Below are 16,145 nucleotides of genomic sequence, written 5' to 3'. Positions count from 1 at the left end.
CGTCGGCACCGGCCCGCTACAGCAGCGCCCGGGCGGGGTCGCTCAGGATGTCGGCGACGTGGCGCAGCACCGTGGCGCCCAGCTCGCCGTCGACCAGTCGGTGGTCGATCGAGATGGACAGGGTCATCACCTCGCGTACGCCGAGCGCGCCGTCGACCACCCACGGCCGCGGCTCGATCGCGCCGAGCGCGAGGATCGCCGCCTCCGGCGGGTTGAGGATCGGCGTCGCGCCCTCCATGCCGAAGGAGCCGACGTTCGTCAGCGTGAGGGTGCCGCCCGTCATGTCGCTCGGCGCGAGCTTGCCGGCGCGGGCCCGGGTGACGAGGTCGTCGATGGCCTCGGCCAGCTCGCGCAGCGACAGCGACCCGGCGTCCTTGACGTGCGGGACCATCAGGCCGCGTGGCGTCGCTGCCGCGATGCCGAGGTTGAGCGCTCCGTGCAGCACGATCTCCTGCGCCGCGTCGTCCCACGAGGCGTTGATCTCGGGGTGGCGCGCGACGGCGAGAGCCGTCGCGCGGGCCACGAGGAGCAGCGGGCTGACCCGGACGTCGCGCCAGGCGCGGTCCTCCCGCAGCTGACGCACCAGCCGCATCGACGCGCTCACGTCGACCGTCGTCCACATCGCCGCGTGGGGTGCGGTGAAGGCCGAGCGCACCATCGCCTCGGCCGTCGCGCGGCGCACGCCCTTGACCGGGATCCGCCGCTCGGCGGGGGTGCGGACGGCGACCGGCTCCGCGGCCCGCTCGAAGGCCCGCTCGAAGGACGCCTCGTCCGGCCGGCGCAGGTGCACCCGGCGCGCGACGGCCGCCCGCGGCCCGGTGCCGACGAGCACCGCCGGGGCCGCGGACTCCGGCTCGGTCGGGTCGGACGCGACCGGCATGGCCTCCCTCCCGACCGGCACCGACTCGACCGGCACCGACTCGACCGGCACCGACTCGACCGGCACCGACTCGACGATCACCGGCTCGACCGGCGCGGATGCGACGGGCACCGGCTCGACCGGCGGCGGGGCCGCGGTCGGCGGCGCGGCGGCGGCGCTACCGATGGCGATCAGCGGCGCGCCGACGGGCAGCTCCTGGCCCGGCTCGGCGTACAGCTCGAGGACGACACCGGCGTACGGCGAGGGCAGCTCGACGACGGACTTGGCCGTCTCCACGTCCACCAGGACGTCGTTGACCTCGACCTCGTCGCCGACCCGGACGTGCCACGCGACGATCTCGGCCTCGGTGAGCCCCTCGCCGACGTCGGGGAGCTTGAAGACCTGCGGCTCAGACATGCGCGGCCGTCCTTCCGTAGTGCAGGGACCGGTCGATCGCCAGCAGGACGCGGTCGACGTCGGGGAGGAAGGCGTCCTCGACGTGGGCGGGCGGGTAGGGCAGCTGGTAGGCGCCGACCCGCTGCACCGGGGCCTTGAGCTCCCGGAAGCAGCCTTCGGTGACGGCGGCGGCGACCTCCGCGCCGATCCCGAGGAAGGTCGACGCCTCGTGGACGACGACGGCACGGCCGGTCGCGGCGACGCAGCGCTGGAGGGTCTCCACGTCGAGCGGGGAGATCGAGCGCAGATCGACCACGCCCACGGACACGCCGTCCTCCTCGGCCGCCTCGGCCGCGGACAGCGCCACCTTCACGCTCGGTCCGTGGGCGATGAGGGTGCAGTCGCGGCCCTTGCGGAGCACCAGGGCGCGGTCGAGCGACGCCGGGCTCGCGTCGAGGTCGACCTCGCCCTTGTCCCAGTAGGCCCGCTTCGGCTCGAAGAACACGACCGGATCGTTGCTCCGGATCGCGGCACGCAGCAGGCGGTAGCCGTCCTGCGGGTTGGAGCAGGACACGACCCGCAGCCCGGCGGTGTGGGCGAAGTACGCCTCGTTCGACTCGCTGTGGTGCTCGACCGCGCCGATGCCGCCGCCGGCCGGGATCCGGATGACGACGGGCAGCTGGACGCGGCCGCGCGAGCGGGCACGCATCTTCGCGAGCTGGCTGACGATCTGGTCGAAGGCCGGGTAGACGAAGCCGTCGAACTGGATCTCGCACACCGGCCGGAACCCGCGCAGGGCCAGGCCGATCGCGGTGCCGACGATGCCGGACTCGGCCAGCGGGGTGTCGATCACGCGGTCGGAGCCGAACTCCGCGGCCAGTCCGTCGGTGACCCGGAAGACCCCGCCGAGGGTGCCGATGTCCTCGCCCAGGACGACGACGCGGTCGTCCTCGGCCAGGGACCGCCGCATCGCGAGGTTGAGCGCCTTGCCGAGCGGGAGGACGGCCATCACCGACCACGCCCCGTCAGCTCGAGATAGGCCTCGTACGACGCGCGCTCGCGCTCGACGGGATGCGGGTCGGTGTACACCTCGGCGAAGAGGTCGCGGAGGTCGGGTCCGGCGAGTGCCTGGCACTCGGCTCGGGTACGCGCGGCGAGCTCCCGTCCGTCGGCGTCGACGGTGCCGAACCACGCCGCCTCGACGCCGAGGTCCGTCAGCGCCGTGCGCAGCCGCGCGACGGGGTCGCGGCGCCGCCACGCGTCGAGCTCCTCGTCGGTGCGGTACCGCTTCGGGTCGTCGGACGTGCTGTGCCCGCCGATCCGGTAGGTCTCCGCCTCGATCAGCGCCGGTCCCTGGCCGCGGCGGACGCTCTCGACCGCCTCCGCCGTGACGGCGTGGACCGCGAGCGCGTCATTGCCGTCGACCCACCACGACCGCAGGCCGAAGCCGGCGGCGCGGTCGTGCAGGCTGGTGCCGAACTGCTTGCTGGTCGGCGTCGAGATGGCCCACTGGTTGTTCTGGCAGATGAACAGGACCGGCAGGGCCATGGTCGCGGCCCAGTTGAACGCCTCGTTGACGTCGCCCTGGCTGGCGGCACCGTCGCCGAAGTAGACGACGGTGACACCGTCGTCGCCGTCCAGCCGGCACCCGAGGGCGTAGCCCACCGCGTGCAGCGTCTGCGTGCCCAGCACCAGGGAGTTGAAGTGGAGGCGGTGCTCGGCCGGGTCCCAGCCCGCGTGCGCGATGCCGCGCCACTGCGCGAGCAGCTCGCCCGGGGTCAGGCCGCGCACCAGCCCCACCGCGTGCTCGCGGTAGCTCGGGAAGACGTGGTCGCGGTCGGCGAGGGCGTGCACCGAGCCGACCTGGGCGGCCTCCTGGCCCTCGCACTGCAGCCACAGGCTGAGCTCGCCCTGGCGCTGCAGGGCGACCGCCTCGCGGTCGAGCGCCCGCGCCAGCACCATGTCGCGGTACAGCCGCCGCGCGAGGTCGACGTCGACGCCTCGCGCCCGGCCGGCCTCGGTGACCCGGCCGTCGGCGCCGACCAGTTGGAGCGGGGATCGGGCGGCCACGGCCGACGGCTCGCCGCGGGTCGCCGACGGGGCGGGGGTCTGGTTCAGGGCAGGGTGGGACATGCGGGCTCCTCCACGAAGGACGGGTCGCGGGCAGGGCGCGAGCGGGACGCGAGCAGAGCGCGCCCGGGTGCGCGGTGCGGGCGGGTCGGGCAGGTCGGCGTCAGCGGGTGAGCCGGGCGCGGGCCTGCTCGTCGGCGACCCGGCCGGTCGGCAGGAGGGTCGCGGCGGCGGTGGTGAGCACCTCGCGGACGGTCGCGCCGACGGCGCGGACCCGGCGGTCCACCTCGTCGGACGACCAGCCGAGCAGCTCGCCGCCGACCTGGATCAGACCGCCGCTGTTGGCGGCGTAGTCCGGCACCCAGACCACACCGCGGGCCGCGAGCAGCTCGTCGACCTCGTCGGTGGCCAGCTGGTTGTTGGCCGCGCCGCAGACGACCCGCGCCCGGAGGCGCTCGATCGACGCGACGTCGAGGGTCGCGCCCAGGGCGCACGGCGCGTAGACGTCGACGTCCGCGTCGATGACGGAGGGCAGCACCTCGACGGCGGCGCCCCGGGCGGGGGCGGCGTCGAGGTCGGCGCGCAACCGCGCCAGCGCCGCGGGCGAGGCGTCGGCGACGGCGACCCGCGCCCCCTCGGCCAGGAGCAGGTCGACCAGGTGACGGCCGACCTTGCCCACACCCTCGACCCCGACCCGGCGACCCTGCAGCCCGCCGTCGCCCCACACCAGCTCGGCGGCGGCACGCATGGCCTCGAAGACGCCGGTGGCGGTGGACCGGCCGCTGTCGCCCGACCCGCCCTGCGCCGGCGTACGTCCGGTGACGTGGCGCGTCCGGGTCCCGACGATGTCGAGATCCGCGTCCGTCGTGCCGACGTCGGCAGCGGTGACGTAGTGCCCGCCGAGACGGTCCACGAAGCTGCCGTACGCCGCCAGCAGCTCGGGCGTCTTGCGGGTGTCGGGCTCGCCGATGATGACGGCCTTGCCGCCGCCGAGCGGCATGCCGGCGAGGGATGCCTTGAAGGTCATGCCCTGCGAGAGCCGCAGCACGTCGACGAGGGCCGCCGACTCGTGGGGGTAGGCCTTGAACCGGGTGCCGCCGAGGGCGGGTCCGAGGACGGTCGAGTGGATCGCGATGATCGCGCGCAGTCCGGTCCGGTCGTCGCGGCAGAAGACGACCTGCTCGTGGCCGGCCGTGGCGAGATCGTCGCTGCGGTCGAAGACGGCGAGAGGTTCGACGGGGGTGGTCGTCGGCATGCGGAGCGCGCTCCTTGTCTCTCCTCGTCGCCGCCCGGCTTGTGGCTGGCGGTCCCGAGGAGTCGGTGTTTCTGGGGTACGACGATCGTGGTTTTGGTTGTCACGTCCGTCAAGCGGATGCGTCACAACTATGCTTTCCGACAACCTCCGCACTGATCGACGTACCGGGAGCTGAGCACCGTGGCAACCATCGACCGGCTCGACGCCGAGATCCTCGGTCGCGTCGCGGCCACCGCCCGCCCCGGCATCGCCGAGATCGCGGCCTCCCTCGGCGTCAGCCGGGTCACCGTGCAGCAACGCCTCAAGCACCTCGAGGAGACCGGCATCCTGCTCGGCTATCAGCCGATCATCGACCTCGACGCGGTCGGCCTCGCCGTCCAGGCCCTGGTCACCCTCGAGATCGACCAGCGCGTGATGGCGCCTATCGTCGACGGCCTGGCCGCCCTCCCCGAGGTCCTCGAGGTCCGGATCCAGGCCGGTCGCGAGGACCTCCTCGTCCGGGTCGCGATCGAGTCGCTGGAGGCCCTGCAGACCCTGACCGCCGCGATCGTCGGGATCGAGGGCGTCCGCAAGACGACCTCGACCTTCACCGTCTCGACGCCCGTGCCCTACCGCGCCCAGCCGGCCCTCGCGAAGCTCACCGCCGACGCCGGCTGGGGCCGGTCGACGCCGTCGCCGAGCGTGCACTGAGGGCCGCCTCGCCGCCCGCGCCGCCCGCGGCGACCGACGAGCGCAGTCGAGCAGCCGAGCCGTCAGCCGAACAAGGGACGGTGTGCTCCGCCGGCCCGTCCGATGAGATGCCGGAAGGTGGCGACGCCGTCGCCCACGTGCGTGAGAGCGGCCGCCGCCGTGACCACCGCGGACTCGACGACCGCCGGAGGCGGCTCGAGGACGAGGTCGGTCGCGGCGCACAGGTCGAGGCTGTGCGCCAACAGCTCGAACGTGCGGGTGGGAAGGTAGTCGCTGAGGCGCATCCCACCGGCGATCGTCGCGACGATCGGGTCCCGGCCGGCGACGACGGCGAGCGCGTCCCGGGTCCGCGCCACCGCGGCCCGCACGGCGGCGGCCGGATCCGCGCCCAGGTCCCGGCCCGCCCGGCGGCCGCGTTCGGCGACAGCGCGGTCGTCGGCGCCGGGCATCGTGCGGACCCGCGCGAAGTACTCGCCGGCACTGGGGCACGCGGCGGTCTCCGCCGCCGGCTGGTCGAGGTACGCCGCCACCGTGGTGACCGCGCGCAGCGTGTGGCCGGCGAGCGCGCGGACGTCCCATTCGCCCAGGCCGGGGCGGGTCCACGCCCCGTCGGGCACCTGACGGCAGAGGTCGGCGAACATGTCCGCCGCCTGCAGGAAGACCGTCGTCTCGCTGGTCGTCATCGTCCGTCCTCTCCTGCTGGGCCCTCAGGGGGCCGCTTCCCCGGCCGAACGGCTCGCGCTCGGGCCGTACTCCGCGTGCGCGTCACGAGAGCAGCGGGAACGCCGGGTCCTCGGTCGCGACGCGCCCGGTGGCGATCCGGACGAGTGCGAGACCGTCGGCAGCGGGGAGTCGACCGGTGCTCTCCCGATAGCCCTCGGCCAGCGCCGCGGACACCGCGTCCACCGCCGCGGGCAGCAGCGGTGAGGGGTGAGCGGAGCCGAGCGAACGGTGGAGGTCGTCGCCGTGGACGACGAGCTCGAGCAGGCGGGTCAGGACGAAGTCGTCCGCCCGCAACGGACCCCGGCGGCCGCGGACCACCGCCGGCAGGCCGGCATCGAGCGCCCGCCAGGCCTCGTCGGCCATCTCGTCGATGCCCTCCAGCTCCCTGCCGCGCAGGGATCCGGCGGCGGCCTCGGTGTCGGCGGCGATCTGCCGTCCGGCCGGGGCGTATCCCGCGACGTACCGCGCCAGGGCGATCGGCTCGTCGCCGTCCGCGGGCACCACCTCGGCCAGCATCCGCAACCCGTAGCCGAGATGGACGACGACATCGGCTACCGACCAGCTGCCGAGACCCGAGGGATCGGCGGCGCGGTCGAGCACCCGCTCCGTTCGCAGCCACGCACGGACCGCGTCCCACTGCTCCCGCAGGAGCCACGCGTTCTCGCTCATTCCTCGTTCCTCACCGATGAGGGCGGCCGCACCGACGGCCAGGCCGGTGGCGGTCAGCCGGGTCGCGTCGGACGCTAGTCGACCGCACTGACATATCGCTGACAGCTCCGCCGCCGGCGGCGATCAGTGGGCTGCCAGTGGGGCTGTCAGTGGGCTGTCAGCGCGGACGGCCAGGCTCGTCGTACGCCGCGGCCCGTCGAGCGCCCCCGCGGACGACTACTGTTCCGATCGGGACCGGCCGCGGCGGGTCCCAGTGAGGTAGGTGACGCCATGGCCGACCCCCGCGGCTCGCTCCCCGATCCGACGCGCCGCAGCGCCGAGCGCGCCGTGTGGCGCCTGATCGAGGCCTATCACGCGCTGGTCTACTACGCGCCCGAGCGGCCCGAGGTCTACACCGCGCTAGGCCTCAAGGGCGGCTGGATGGGCTACTTCGCGACCCGGTCCGCGGCCCTCGGCGCGGTGCCCGCCGACGTCGTGACCGCGTGCTTCCACGGCTTCGCTCCCCGGATGGTGGAGCGCGCCCTGCCCGACGCGTGGCGGCACACGACACCGGAGCAGGCCGTCGCCGCCCGTCTGGCCGTGTTCGACCGGGCCGTACGACGCCACCTCGGTGACCGGGTCGACGCGCCGGTGCTGAGCGAGCTCGCCGAGCAGCTGACCGGCGTCGTCGAGACGCTGCCGGCGGCCGGAGCACCGCTGTTCGCCGCCCATCGCAGCCTGGGCCGACCGGAGGCGGCGCACCTCGCGCTGTTCTGGGCGACGAGCGCGCTGCGCGAGTTCCGCGGCGACGCCCACGTCGCCGCGCTCCGCGTCGCCGGCGTCGGTTCGGCGGAGAGCAACGTGCTCATGGTCGCGCTCGGGCTGGTTCCCGACGACCAGCGCAGCTACCGCGGATGGAGCGAGTCGGAGTGGGCCACCGCCGCCGCGGCGCTGACCGGGCGCGGGTGGCTCACCAAGGCCGGTGCGGCGACCACCACGGGCAGGCGGGAGCGGGCCGCCATCGAGGCCCACACCGACGCGATGACGACCGAGGCATGGCGCCATCTCGACGACGACGAGCTCGCCGGGCTCACCGGACGCCTGGTCGGGGTCACCGAGCCGATCGTCACCGCGGGAGGCGTTCCCTATCCCAACGGCATGGGCATGGCGCCGACGACGGAAGTCACGGTCGGCGGGTGAGCGACGACCCGCTGCTGCGCCTGCTCGGAGCCGTCTCCGTGCGGCAGCCCGGCGGTGCGGCGGTGGCGCCGGCGCGTCTCGATCGGCTGGTGCTGGCACACCTCGCCCTCGCGGAGGGCCGCGCCGTGCCGGCGACGGACCTGATCGACGCCCTGTGGGGGCCGGAGGCGCCGGCCCACGCGCGCAACGCCCTGCAGGTGAAGGTCTCGCGCCTCCGCCGCCATCTGGGCCCTCGGGGCCACGCGCTCCAGCACGACCAGGGCAGCTACCGCCTGGCGCTGGCGCGCGACGAGGTCGACGTCGGCCTGTTCGAGACCCTGGCGCGCGAGGCGGCCGATGCGGCAGCCGCGGGCCGTCCCGAGGAGGCCGGCGCGGTGGCCGCGCGGGCACTGGCGCTGTGGCACGGGCCTCCGCCCGCCGAGCTCGGCGAGCACCCTCGACTCGTCGCCGCCCGGGCGCGGCTGACCGAGCAGCGTGCCTCCCTCCTGGAGCTCAGCGCCGAGGCCGCGCTGGCCGCCGAGGCGCCGGCACCGTCCCCGGTCGACGGCCTGCGTGCGCTGCTGGCCGAGGACCCGCTGCGGTCCCGCGCCCGGCTGCTGCTGATGCGGGCGCTGGACCGGGGCGGACGCCGCGCCGAGGCACTCGCGGTGTACGACGTCGGCCGGCGCGTGCTCGCGGAGCAGACCGGCCTGGCTCCCCCCGCCGAGCTGCAGGAGGAGTTCACGCGGCTCCTGAGCGCCGAACGGCGGGCCGCTCGTCGCTCGCTCGACGTCCCGCGGGCGCCCGCGGTCCCGGCCGGCGCCATGGACGCCGCGCGCTGGCTGGCCCGGGAGGGTGCCGTGGGCGCGGCCGTCGAGCTCGCCCTGCGCGGTGCCTGGTGGTGGTGGCTGGCCGGACGCCGTTCGGAGGGACGGGACCTCTTCGAGGAGCTCGTCGGCATCGCCCCCGGCGGGGCCGACCGACCGGCGGTCCTCGGCGCGACCGCCTGGCTGGGAGTGTTCGACGCGGTGGCCTCCGACGCCGCGCAGGCGATCGCGGCCGGCGAGGCGGCGCTGCGCGAAGCGCTGGAGCTCGGCTGGCGCCGACCCGAGTCGCTGGCCGCCGTCCTGCTGGCGGAGCGGCTGCTCCAGCGCGGGCAGCCCCGCCGGGGGACGTGGCTGCTGGACGCCGCACGCGCGAGCCTGGGCCGGCTGGGCGACGGCTGGGGCCTGGCTCTCGTCGGCCTGGTCGAGGCGAAGGCGGCGCTGCAACGAGGCGCCGTGGCGCGCGCCACGGCCGGTGGCCGCGCGGCCAGACGCGCCTTCGAGGAGCTCGACGATCCCGCTGGTCGGATGATGGCGATGGACCTGCTCGGCTACTGCTCCGAGATCGTCGGCGACCTGGACGACGCCCGGCGCACCCACGAGCGGGCACTCGCGCTGGCGCGGGCGATCGAGGCACCCGAGTGGCAGGCGACCCAGCTCACCCGGCTCGGCTCGGTACAGGCGCTGGCGGGCTCCGAGCAGAGTCTGGGCACGCTGCGGGCGGCGGTGCGGGTCGCGCGCTCGATCGATTCGGCCGCCGGGGTGGCCCTGGCCGAGAACGGACTGGGTCTCGCCCACGGCCTGGTCGGGGAGCACGACCGGGCAGCGCAGATCCACGCCGCCACACTCACGTGGTATGAGCGGCAGGGCTCCGGCGCGGGCGTCAGCTACACGGCCGGGCGCCTGGCCCACGAGCTCGCCGCGGCCGGCTCTCCGGACGCCGCCGCGCTCGCGACCCGGTCGGTGGACCTCGCCCGCGCCACCGGGGACCCGCGCGCCGTCGCGCACGCGCTCGAAGCCGTCGCCGTGAGTCACGACGACGCACCCGCCCGCGCGCGGGCCCTCGGCGAGTCCCACGCCCTCCGGCGGCGTACGGGATCGCCGTTGCCCCGCGTCCTCGCGGCGTCACTGGGCCCGGTGCGGCGCCGCCTGGCCGAGGAGCTCGGAGACGACCTGGACGTCCGGCTGCGCGAGGGCGCGCGGCAGGTGTCTCCTCAGCCGCGGTAGACGACGAAGAACTTGCGGATCTGCTCGGTGATCTCCCAGGTGCCGACCCAGCCGATCGGGAACACCGCAGCCATGCCCGTGGTCAGCACGAGCGGCTCGCCCTCGTCCGGGGTCACGACCATCCGTCCCGCGAGCACGAAGATGACCTCGCCTCGATCGAGGAACTCCCAGCGCGACACTCCCGGGTCGGCCTCCCACACGCCCGAGAGCACCCGTCCGTCCTCGGACGTGAAGGGCACGCTCGACCGCACCGGGATCTCGCCGTCGAGGACGACGGCGCTCGGCGGACCGAGCAGACCCTCGTCCATGGCTGCGTGGAAGAGGTCGGCGGGCGGGAAGACGATCGCCATGGACTGGCTCCTTCGCGAGAGGGGATCGGACGGAGCCGAGACTCGCAGAGCCGGAGGGCCGCCATCGACGTACCGATGTCGAATCCTCGGGGCCATCAGGTCGACAGCGGTCGCGTCGCGGCTCGGTCACGCCGCGGACCCCCCGGTTCTGGGTCGGCCGCTGTCGCCATGGTCACGATGATCGCCCAGCGCGCACCACGCGACGTTCCGTCGTCGGTCTGGCACCTATCTCGGCACGTGCGCCGAAGGCGGAGCCGCCCCCAACACAGAGCCCCCCAGGTCTCTGACCTGGGTTGTTGTGCGGGAGAGGGGGTTGAACCGTAGGACTACCACGCTCGACCCGGCGGGAACCGCCGTGATGAGCCTGAAACCCACCTCCCGTTGCCTGCGGTTGGCACCCGTTCTCTCGGGTCCGTGTGCCCCAGGGGTGCACCAGCCACTGTTCGGTTGGCCAGCAGCATCGACGGGAAGGCGAAGCCACAGCGACGCTTGCAGTTCACCTAAAAGGTATCGATACTGAACCTGTTATGCGAACTTCGCCGTCCCCGTTGCTGCCGCTCCTGAGATCGCGGGTCCAGGGAGACCTCTTGGCACTCGTCTACCTCAACCCCGACGAGGAGTACAGCATCACCGAGGTGGCGCACCGGATCGGCGCGTCAGTCAAGGCTGTCCACCAGGAGGTCACACGATTGGTGGAGAACGGCCTCCTGGCCGATCGTAAGGTCGGCACCTCACGGCTGGTCCGCTCCGTGCAGGACTCGCTCCTCACCCGCCCCCTGACCGACTTGCTTGCGGTCACCTACGGACCGCTGCCCGTTCTGACCCGATCCCTCGCCGGACTAGACGGAGTCGACCAGGCATTCATCTACGGCTCCTGGGCAGCCCGCTACAACGGCGAACCGGGACCTGTGCCGGGCGACGTCGACGTCATCGTCATCGGCTACGTCGACCCCGACGACCTCGATGAACGCGCCGGCGAAGCCGAAGCCATCCTGCGGCGTGAAGTGAACGTCCGCAGGGTCCGTCCAACCACGTGGGAGAAGCAAGACGACCCATTCGTGGCAACCGTGAGGTCCCGCCCGCTCGTCGAGCTCCACACCAATACCGAAGCCAACACCGGACGGGATGACACATGAAGTGGCAGCAAGGGCGCACCGAGATCGACACGATGCTCGCCGACGGTGAGCTCGAACGTGTCCAAGCCAGCCGAGAGCACGCCGACCGGCTGCTCACCCAAGCACGGCGTCACCTCGACTCCGCCGAAGCTACCTGCGAATCAGATCCCGAAGGCGCCTACGGCACCCTGTACGACGCCGGCCGGAAGGCACTATGGGCGATCCTGGCCAACCAGGGATTGCGACCCACCACCAAGGGCGGCCACCTCGCCGTCTACCAAGCCGTCAGAGCCCAGCTCGACCCGCCGATGGGACGAGACCTACGACCCTTCGACCGGATGCGTCGCCAGCGACACGACGCCGAGTACCCCCAGATCGACACCCCCGACCTCCATCCCGACGACATCCGCGACGACCTCCCCAAAATCCGCGCCATCGTCAACATCGCCGAACGAGTCCTCGACAACATGTCGGTCTACTGAACCCATCGCCGCAGCCCGCCACCACAAGCAGCCATCGACAGCCAGACCGGGCAATCGTGGGTGAAAAGCATCGATCGGCTTCGGAAGCGCTTCCCCCCGGCAACCGGGTGACCATGGTCAGTTCGCCCCGATGATGCTGTCCCACGGTGGGCTGATTTCGGTACAGATCCGGCATCCATGTAGACGCCGGATCGATTCTCTCCGGACGCGAGTGTCAGAGTGATTGACCCTGCTCAGATAGGTCGCGCGCAGTTGTCCCGCTCGCGAACCCGCCCCGCGCGCCTTCGGCGCATCGCGGGCTTCTCTCGGGGAGAGATGCTGTACGGCTAACGCGCCGTCGACTGATAGTTGACCGACTTGGTCAGAGAGGCCCAAGCCAGTAGGTCGGCATCGACGACGCGGTAGTACTGGGGTGAGCGACCGCTGCCGAGACGCGGAAGCTTCTCCAGCACGCCCGCATCGACCAGTCGCAGCACGACCGGCCGGACAAGGCTGTCGGCGAGCTGGGAAGCGGCCGCGATCTGCCGGACGGTTACGAACTCGGCACCCGACTTCGACGCGGTGAGCAGATGCGCTGCACAGTCGGCGAAGTGCCGGTTGTTGAATAGCGCCGCGGACCTTGCCCGTCGCGCCTCCCCGTCGGGAACAGTCACCAACATAGTGTGCCTTGTGTAGCGATGTCGGTCACGCGGTTCGCAACATCAAAGGAGAAGCAGATGTCGCAAGCGCAGGTGCTCACGGCTCGGCCGCCTCTCACCGATGCTCCGACGGACCGGCCGGCCGAGGTCGTCATCGCGGGCCGTCGGGTGTCGCCGACGGTCGTGTTCGATACGTATTGGGAGTTCGCCGCTCGGCGGCAAGCCGTCTACGAAGCCCGCCTGACCGGGAGGCCTGGGCCGTGGACGGACGACCCGATTCTTCAAGCTCACCGGTTTACCAACTGCTTCCGGGCCGCTGACCGCGTCAGCCAATACCTGATCTCCGAGGTCCTCTACGCGGGCGATGCCGACCCGACCGAGGTCGTCTTCCGCGCGCTGCTCTTTAAGATGTTCAACAAGGTCTCGACGTGGGAACTCCTGACATCCGAGCTAGGTCAGCTGACCTGGGCTGAGTTCGACCACGCTGCCTACGACACCGTCCTCGGGCGAGCGATCGCCTCCGGACAGCGGCTGTACTCGGCCGCGTACGTCATCCCTCCGCCCAAGTTCGGAGCTGTCCGTAAGCACACAAACCACCTGCTGCTCCTCGCCCACATGATGAGCAGCGACTTGCCCGGCCACCTGCAGGAGTCGGCCACCATGCAGCAGGCGTTCGAGACGCTGCGCGCCTTCCCGGGCATGGGCGACTTCCTGGCGTTCCAGTTCCTCATCGATCTGAACTACTCCGAGGTGCTCGACTTCGACGAGATGGACTTCGTTGTGGCAGGGCCGGGCGCGCGCGATGGGCTCCGCAAGTGCTTCGGCCCTCAGGCCGCCGGCATCGAAGCTGACCTGATCCGCTATATGGCGGACACCCAGGACATGCACTTCGAGCGGCTCGGCCTCGACTTCGGCGGACTGCGGGGCCGCCCGCTGCAACTCATCGACTGCCAGAACCTGTTCTGCGAGGTCGACAAGTACGCTCGTGTCGCTCATCCGGACGTCGCCGGTATCAGCGGCCGGTCGCGCATCAAGCAGAGGTTCACCGCCGTGGACCAGCCGCCGACGGCCTGGTTCCCCCCGAAGTGGGGCATCAACGACGAGAATCCCGCCGCCTTCGCTCGCCGGTCACCGCTCGTCGCGGTGCAGCCACCTCCCGCACGCTTCGACCGCTGACGGTGTGCGGTCAGGCGTGACTCCACGCATCGCCGAGGTGATCGGCGAGAGCGCGGTTTGGTGCGTCGGTCTGGATGCGGCCGGCTGTCACCGTCAGCTGCCCCGGGGTTAGGTCTACGGATGCCGCGACGTACTCCAACAGCCGCGCCAACCCGAGGTAGTTGCCGTACCCCTTCTCCACCAGATACTCGTAGCGGTACTGAGCGAGCAGATGCACCTGTCCAGCGTCGAGCTGGAACGACAGCAGCGACAGGCACGGAAACGCACGCCGCCCGGTGTCCTTGTGCGGCGCAAAGATTGGCACAGCCACCTCGGCTACGCCTGGGTCCTCCTGGTGGTCACCGTCATGCGCAGTGTCGTCGTCATGCCTGTCGTGGGCGGCTTCGATGCCCACCTCGTAGCGCGCACTCATCGGCCCTGGCGTCTCCAGTTCCTGTGCGAGCTTGCGGATCAGCGGCGTCAGCTGGTCCAGGTCGCCGGTCGGGCTCGGGTAGGCGACGATGCGGCCGAAGTAAGTGCCCTTTTTGTTCGGACCGAACCGTCGAAGGGTTGGGTACGAGTTGAGGTATCTGGCGACAAGAGCGTCCGGCGAGTCCGATTCGGCAGCCGGCCCGCTCGGAAAGATCGTATGGGCGACAGTCTCGGCCGACTGCATCCGCAGAGCCTGGAGAAGAGCGTCATACCCGTCGCGAATGGACGCGTCTTCTGCCAGCGGGTTCTCGATGCGCGTCAACGTATGGAACGCCTTCCCGCCCTGCTCCTGCACGTCTTTGGTTGTCTCCAGCCACGCCTGCGACAGATTGCCGGCGACAACGAGCCCCGGCGCGACGCGGCTCATCGGTCGCTCCTCGTTCTCGGCTGACGTCCGACAGGCTGCGGCCCGGCCTCAACCGCCAGGGTCCAGCCAGCTCCGGCCTCAACGGTCAGCAGCCCGGTGTGCGGCTCTGCCAGGTCGACGACGTCAAGGACGACGCCGTCGGCGAAATAGGCCCCAGCGGTGGTCCCGGCGACGGCAAGCCATTCCGGTGCATGCACCTGAGACGGTGTGACGCCCGGAATCACCAACCGGTCGCCGGTCTCGGCGTGCACCGGAACGCCACTCAGTGGCGCGCCTACGACGAGAACGTCACGACGACGATCGGCCGGCGGCTCCACGCCCCGGTCGAGCCGCGCCTTGAGTCGGCCAGGCGGCACCTTCAGCCACGCGTTCGTGTCGCGAGGAGATGCCAGTTTCAAGTTCGGCAGGTGCCTCAGCGTGGTCGCGTACGACGTCCCTAGGATGACCGACAGTCGGTACACGTCCAGCGCAGACTCGGGCCGGTCACGGCTGAGGAGCCGCAGCGCGGCCGCGACGACACGACGTGGCATGAGAAACCACGCAGCGAACGCTTCGGCGCCCATCTCCTGGTCGGTCCAGCGCCGCGGTGCCCCGTTCTCTGGGAGCGGGTCGACAGCGCCGCCGATGTCGATGGTGCTGCCATCATCGACAGTTGTGGAGTGGCGCAGCAGATGATGGCCAAGCTCGTGGGCCACTGTGTGTCGACGAGCTCCCCGCGGAAGGCCGCTGTTGACGAGGATGCCGACCGCCGCGTCCGGCTCACTGACGTAGAGGCCGAACAGGCGCGGCATCGGTCGCCAGAACAAGTCCAGGTCGGCCCGACCGACAGCGGCCTCTACGTCCACGCGCGGAGCCGACAGGTCGACCTCGAGGGCGCCGTGAGCGCGCGCGGCGGCAACGTTCGCGACTTTGTTCGCCTGCTGCCAGGATCCCATTCGCCCTCTACCCCCGATGCGTCCGACAACCGGCGCATCCCGAGTATCGACCTCGGGAACAGTCGGCACTGGGCGCAACACCACGACCTTCACGAGGAGCCGCCTCCGCGGCGGGCGGGCTTGTCCACCTGCGCGCTGAACCGGAGGTACTCGGCGAACCGCAGGACTTCCTGACGGTCCTGGTCGGTGAGGTCGTCGAACACGCGCGCCAACGCGGACACGGGAGCGGCCTCGTCTTCGTCGACACCCGACTCGCCCAGCAGGTAACTGACCGGGTACCGGTAGAGCTTCGACAGCTTGCGCAGCTCAAGGCTGTCGACCTTGCGCTGGCCCCGCTCGATGTCCGACACGGCCGTGCGGGGGATGCCGGTCGCCGCCGCGACGTTCTGCTGAGAGATGCCAAGATACTCGCGAATGTCCCGCAGCCGAGCCCCCAGCGCCCGCCACTCCTCGTCAATATCTGCATCAGGAGTGCTCACTGGGCGGCCTCCGAAGGAAGCGCGACGATGGCGCTACGGACCGTCGCGGCGAACGCGACCACCGACTGCATCGCCTCAGCCGTAGCCGGGTTCGCGTCCAGCTGCACGCCGAACCGCTGCTCAACACGCACCAACACCTCCACTGCCAGGAGCGAGTCGATCGGTAGGCCGGGCCCCTGCTCTTCCAGCTGCCGGCGCAGGTCGGCGGGATTGACCCCACCGTCTTCGGCCAGCAGCTCGATGATCACGTCCTCAATCGCG

The 16,145-nt window shown here is 72.0% G+C and carries 18 protein-coding genes; 6 read left to right on the top strand and 12 right to left on the bottom strand.

From position 1 onward, the window contains the following. Positions 1-16: 16 nt before the first annotated feature. The 4 genes from ACPZVR_RS16450 to ACPZVR_RS16435 form a co-directional block, all read right to left on the bottom strand. The gene (locus ACPZVR_RS16450) at positions 17-1,276 is read right to left on the bottom strand and encodes a dihydrolipoamide acetyltransferase family protein (protein WP_436700688.1); all 1,260 of its coding nucleotides are present in this window, start codon (positions 1,274-1,276) and stop codon (positions 17-19) included. After that, a complete protein-coding gene (locus ACPZVR_RS16445) occupies positions 1,269-2,264 on the bottom strand; it encodes an alpha-ketoacid dehydrogenase subunit beta (RefSeq protein ID WP_436700687.1) in 996 nt (331 codons plus the stop codon). The genes ACPZVR_RS16450 and ACPZVR_RS16445 overlap by 8 nt, the downstream gene beginning before the upstream one ends. Further along, positions 2,264-3,388 carry a thiamine pyrophosphate-dependent dehydrogenase E1 component subunit alpha gene (locus tag ACPZVR_RS16440; protein ID WP_436700686.1) on the bottom strand — a complete coding sequence of 375 codons (1,125 nt, stop codon included), beginning with the start codon at positions 3,386-3,388 and terminating at the stop codon, positions 2,264-2,266. Before ACPZVR_RS16440 ends, ACPZVR_RS16445 begins: the two co-directional genes overlap by 1 nt. 100 nt (positions 3,389-3,488) lie before the next feature. Further along, positions 3,489-4,580 carry a Glu/Leu/Phe/Val family dehydrogenase gene (locus ACPZVR_RS16435; protein ID WP_436700685.1) on the bottom strand — a complete coding sequence of 364 codons (1,092 nt, stop codon included), beginning with the start codon at positions 4,578-4,580 and terminating at the stop codon, positions 3,489-3,491. A gap of 180 nt (positions 4,581-4,760) precedes the next feature. Between ACPZVR_RS16435 and ACPZVR_RS16430 the strand changes: the two genes are divergently transcribed. Continuing rightward, positions 4,761-5,270, top strand: a complete 510-nt coding sequence (locus ACPZVR_RS16430; RefSeq protein ID WP_436700684.1) for an Lrp/AsnC family transcriptional regulator — start codon at positions 4,761-4,763, stop codon at positions 5,268-5,270. A 62-nt stretch (positions 5,271-5,332) separates the two neighbouring features. On the opposite strand, the gene ACPZVR_RS16425 is transcribed toward ACPZVR_RS16430, so the two are convergent. Both ACPZVR_RS16425 and ACPZVR_RS16420 read right to left on the bottom strand, forming a co-directional pair. Beyond that, the gene (locus tag ACPZVR_RS16425; protein WP_436700683.1) at positions 5,333-5,953 is read right to left on the bottom strand and encodes a maleylpyruvate isomerase family mycothiol-dependent enzyme; all 621 of its coding nucleotides are present in this window, start codon (positions 5,951-5,953) and stop codon (positions 5,333-5,335) included. A gap of 82 nt (positions 5,954-6,035) precedes the next feature. Further along, a complete protein-coding gene (locus ACPZVR_RS16420; RefSeq protein WP_436700682.1) occupies positions 6,036-6,662 on the bottom strand; it encodes a maleylpyruvate isomerase family mycothiol-dependent enzyme in 627 nt (208 codons plus the stop codon). Between the two features lie 270 nt (positions 6,663-6,932). Here ACPZVR_RS16420 and ACPZVR_RS16415 point away from each other — a divergent pair, with 270 nt between their 5' ends. Together ACPZVR_RS16415 and ACPZVR_RS16410 are read left to right on the top strand one after the other, a co-directional pair. Beyond that, positions 6,933-7,841, top strand: coding sequence for an SCO6745 family protein (locus ACPZVR_RS16415; protein ID WP_436700681.1), 909 nt, complete (start codon positions 6,933-6,935; stop codon positions 7,839-7,841). After that, a complete protein-coding gene (locus ACPZVR_RS16410; protein WP_436700680.1) occupies positions 7,838-9,871 on the top strand; it encodes an AfsR/SARP family transcriptional regulator in 2,034 nt (677 codons plus the stop codon). Before ACPZVR_RS16415 ends, ACPZVR_RS16410 begins: the two co-directional genes overlap by 4 nt. Here ACPZVR_RS16410 and ACPZVR_RS16405 read toward each other — a convergent pair. Next, positions 9,859-10,221: a cupin domain-containing protein gene (locus tag ACPZVR_RS16405; RefSeq protein WP_436700679.1), complete on the bottom strand. Its 363-nt coding sequence runs from the start codon at positions 10,219-10,221 to the stop codon at positions 9,859-9,861. The two genes, ACPZVR_RS16410 and ACPZVR_RS16405, sit on opposite strands and share 13 nt — an antisense overlap. 587 nt (positions 10,222-10,808) lie before the next feature. Between ACPZVR_RS16405 and ACPZVR_RS16400 the strand changes: the two genes are divergently transcribed. After that, a complete protein-coding gene (locus tag ACPZVR_RS16400) occupies positions 10,809-11,357 on the top strand; it encodes a winged helix-turn-helix domain-containing protein (RefSeq protein WP_436700678.1) in 549 nt (182 codons plus the stop codon). Then, positions 11,354-11,818: a HEPN domain-containing protein gene (locus ACPZVR_RS16395; RefSeq protein WP_436700677.1), complete on the top strand. Its 465-nt coding sequence runs from the start codon at positions 11,354-11,356 to the stop codon at positions 11,816-11,818. Before ACPZVR_RS16400 ends, ACPZVR_RS16395 begins: the two co-directional genes overlap by 4 nt. Before the next feature lie 326 nt (positions 11,819-12,144). On the opposite strand, the gene ACPZVR_RS16390 is transcribed toward ACPZVR_RS16395, so the two are convergent. Continuing rightward, entirely contained in the window at positions 12,145-12,471 is a 327-nt protein-coding gene (locus ACPZVR_RS16390) for a hypothetical protein (RefSeq protein WP_436700676.1), read from the bottom strand. Positions 12,472-12,534: 63 nt separating this feature from the next. Here ACPZVR_RS16390 and ACPZVR_RS16385 point away from each other — a divergent pair, with 63 nt between their 5' ends. Further along, on the top strand, positions 12,535-13,632 hold the full coding sequence (locus ACPZVR_RS16385; protein WP_436700675.1) for a nucleotide kinase domain-containing protein: 1,098 nt from the start codon (positions 12,535-12,537) through the stop codon (positions 13,630-13,632). Between the two features lie 10 nt (positions 13,633-13,642). Here ACPZVR_RS16385 and ACPZVR_RS16380 read toward each other — a convergent pair whose 3' ends face one another. The 4 genes from ACPZVR_RS16380 to ACPZVR_RS16365 are packed head-to-tail and all read right to left on the bottom strand — an operon-like array spanning position 13,643 to position 16,132. Next, complete coding sequence (locus tag ACPZVR_RS16380) at positions 13,643-14,470, bottom strand: thymidylate synthase family protein (RefSeq protein WP_436700674.1); 828 nt, start codon at positions 14,468-14,470, stop codon at positions 13,643-13,645. Further along, complete coding sequence (locus ACPZVR_RS16375; RefSeq protein WP_436700673.1) at positions 14,467-15,498, bottom strand: ImmA/IrrE family metallo-endopeptidase; 1,032 nt, start codon at positions 15,496-15,498, stop codon at positions 14,467-14,469. Before ACPZVR_RS16375 ends, ACPZVR_RS16380 begins: the two co-directional genes overlap by 4 nt. Continuing rightward, complete coding sequence (locus tag ACPZVR_RS16370; protein WP_436700672.1) at positions 15,495-15,884, bottom strand: helix-turn-helix domain-containing protein; 390 nt, start codon at positions 15,882-15,884, stop codon at positions 15,495-15,497. Before ACPZVR_RS16370 ends, ACPZVR_RS16375 begins: the two co-directional genes overlap by 4 nt. Beyond that, the gene (locus ACPZVR_RS16365; protein WP_436700671.1) at positions 15,881-16,132 is read right to left on the bottom strand and encodes an acyl carrier protein; all 252 of its coding nucleotides are present in this window, start codon (positions 16,130-16,132) and stop codon (positions 15,881-15,883) included. The genes ACPZVR_RS16370 and ACPZVR_RS16365 overlap by 4 nt, the downstream gene beginning before the upstream one ends. Between the last annotated feature and the right edge of the window lie 13 nt (positions 16,133-16,145).

The organism is Nocardioides segetis (assembly GCF_051390595.1).
Classification (GTDB): Bacteria; Actinomycetota; Actinomycetes; order Propionibacteriales; family Nocardioidaceae; genus Nocardioides.
This window is presented reverse-complemented; position numbering and strand designations above follow the sequence as displayed.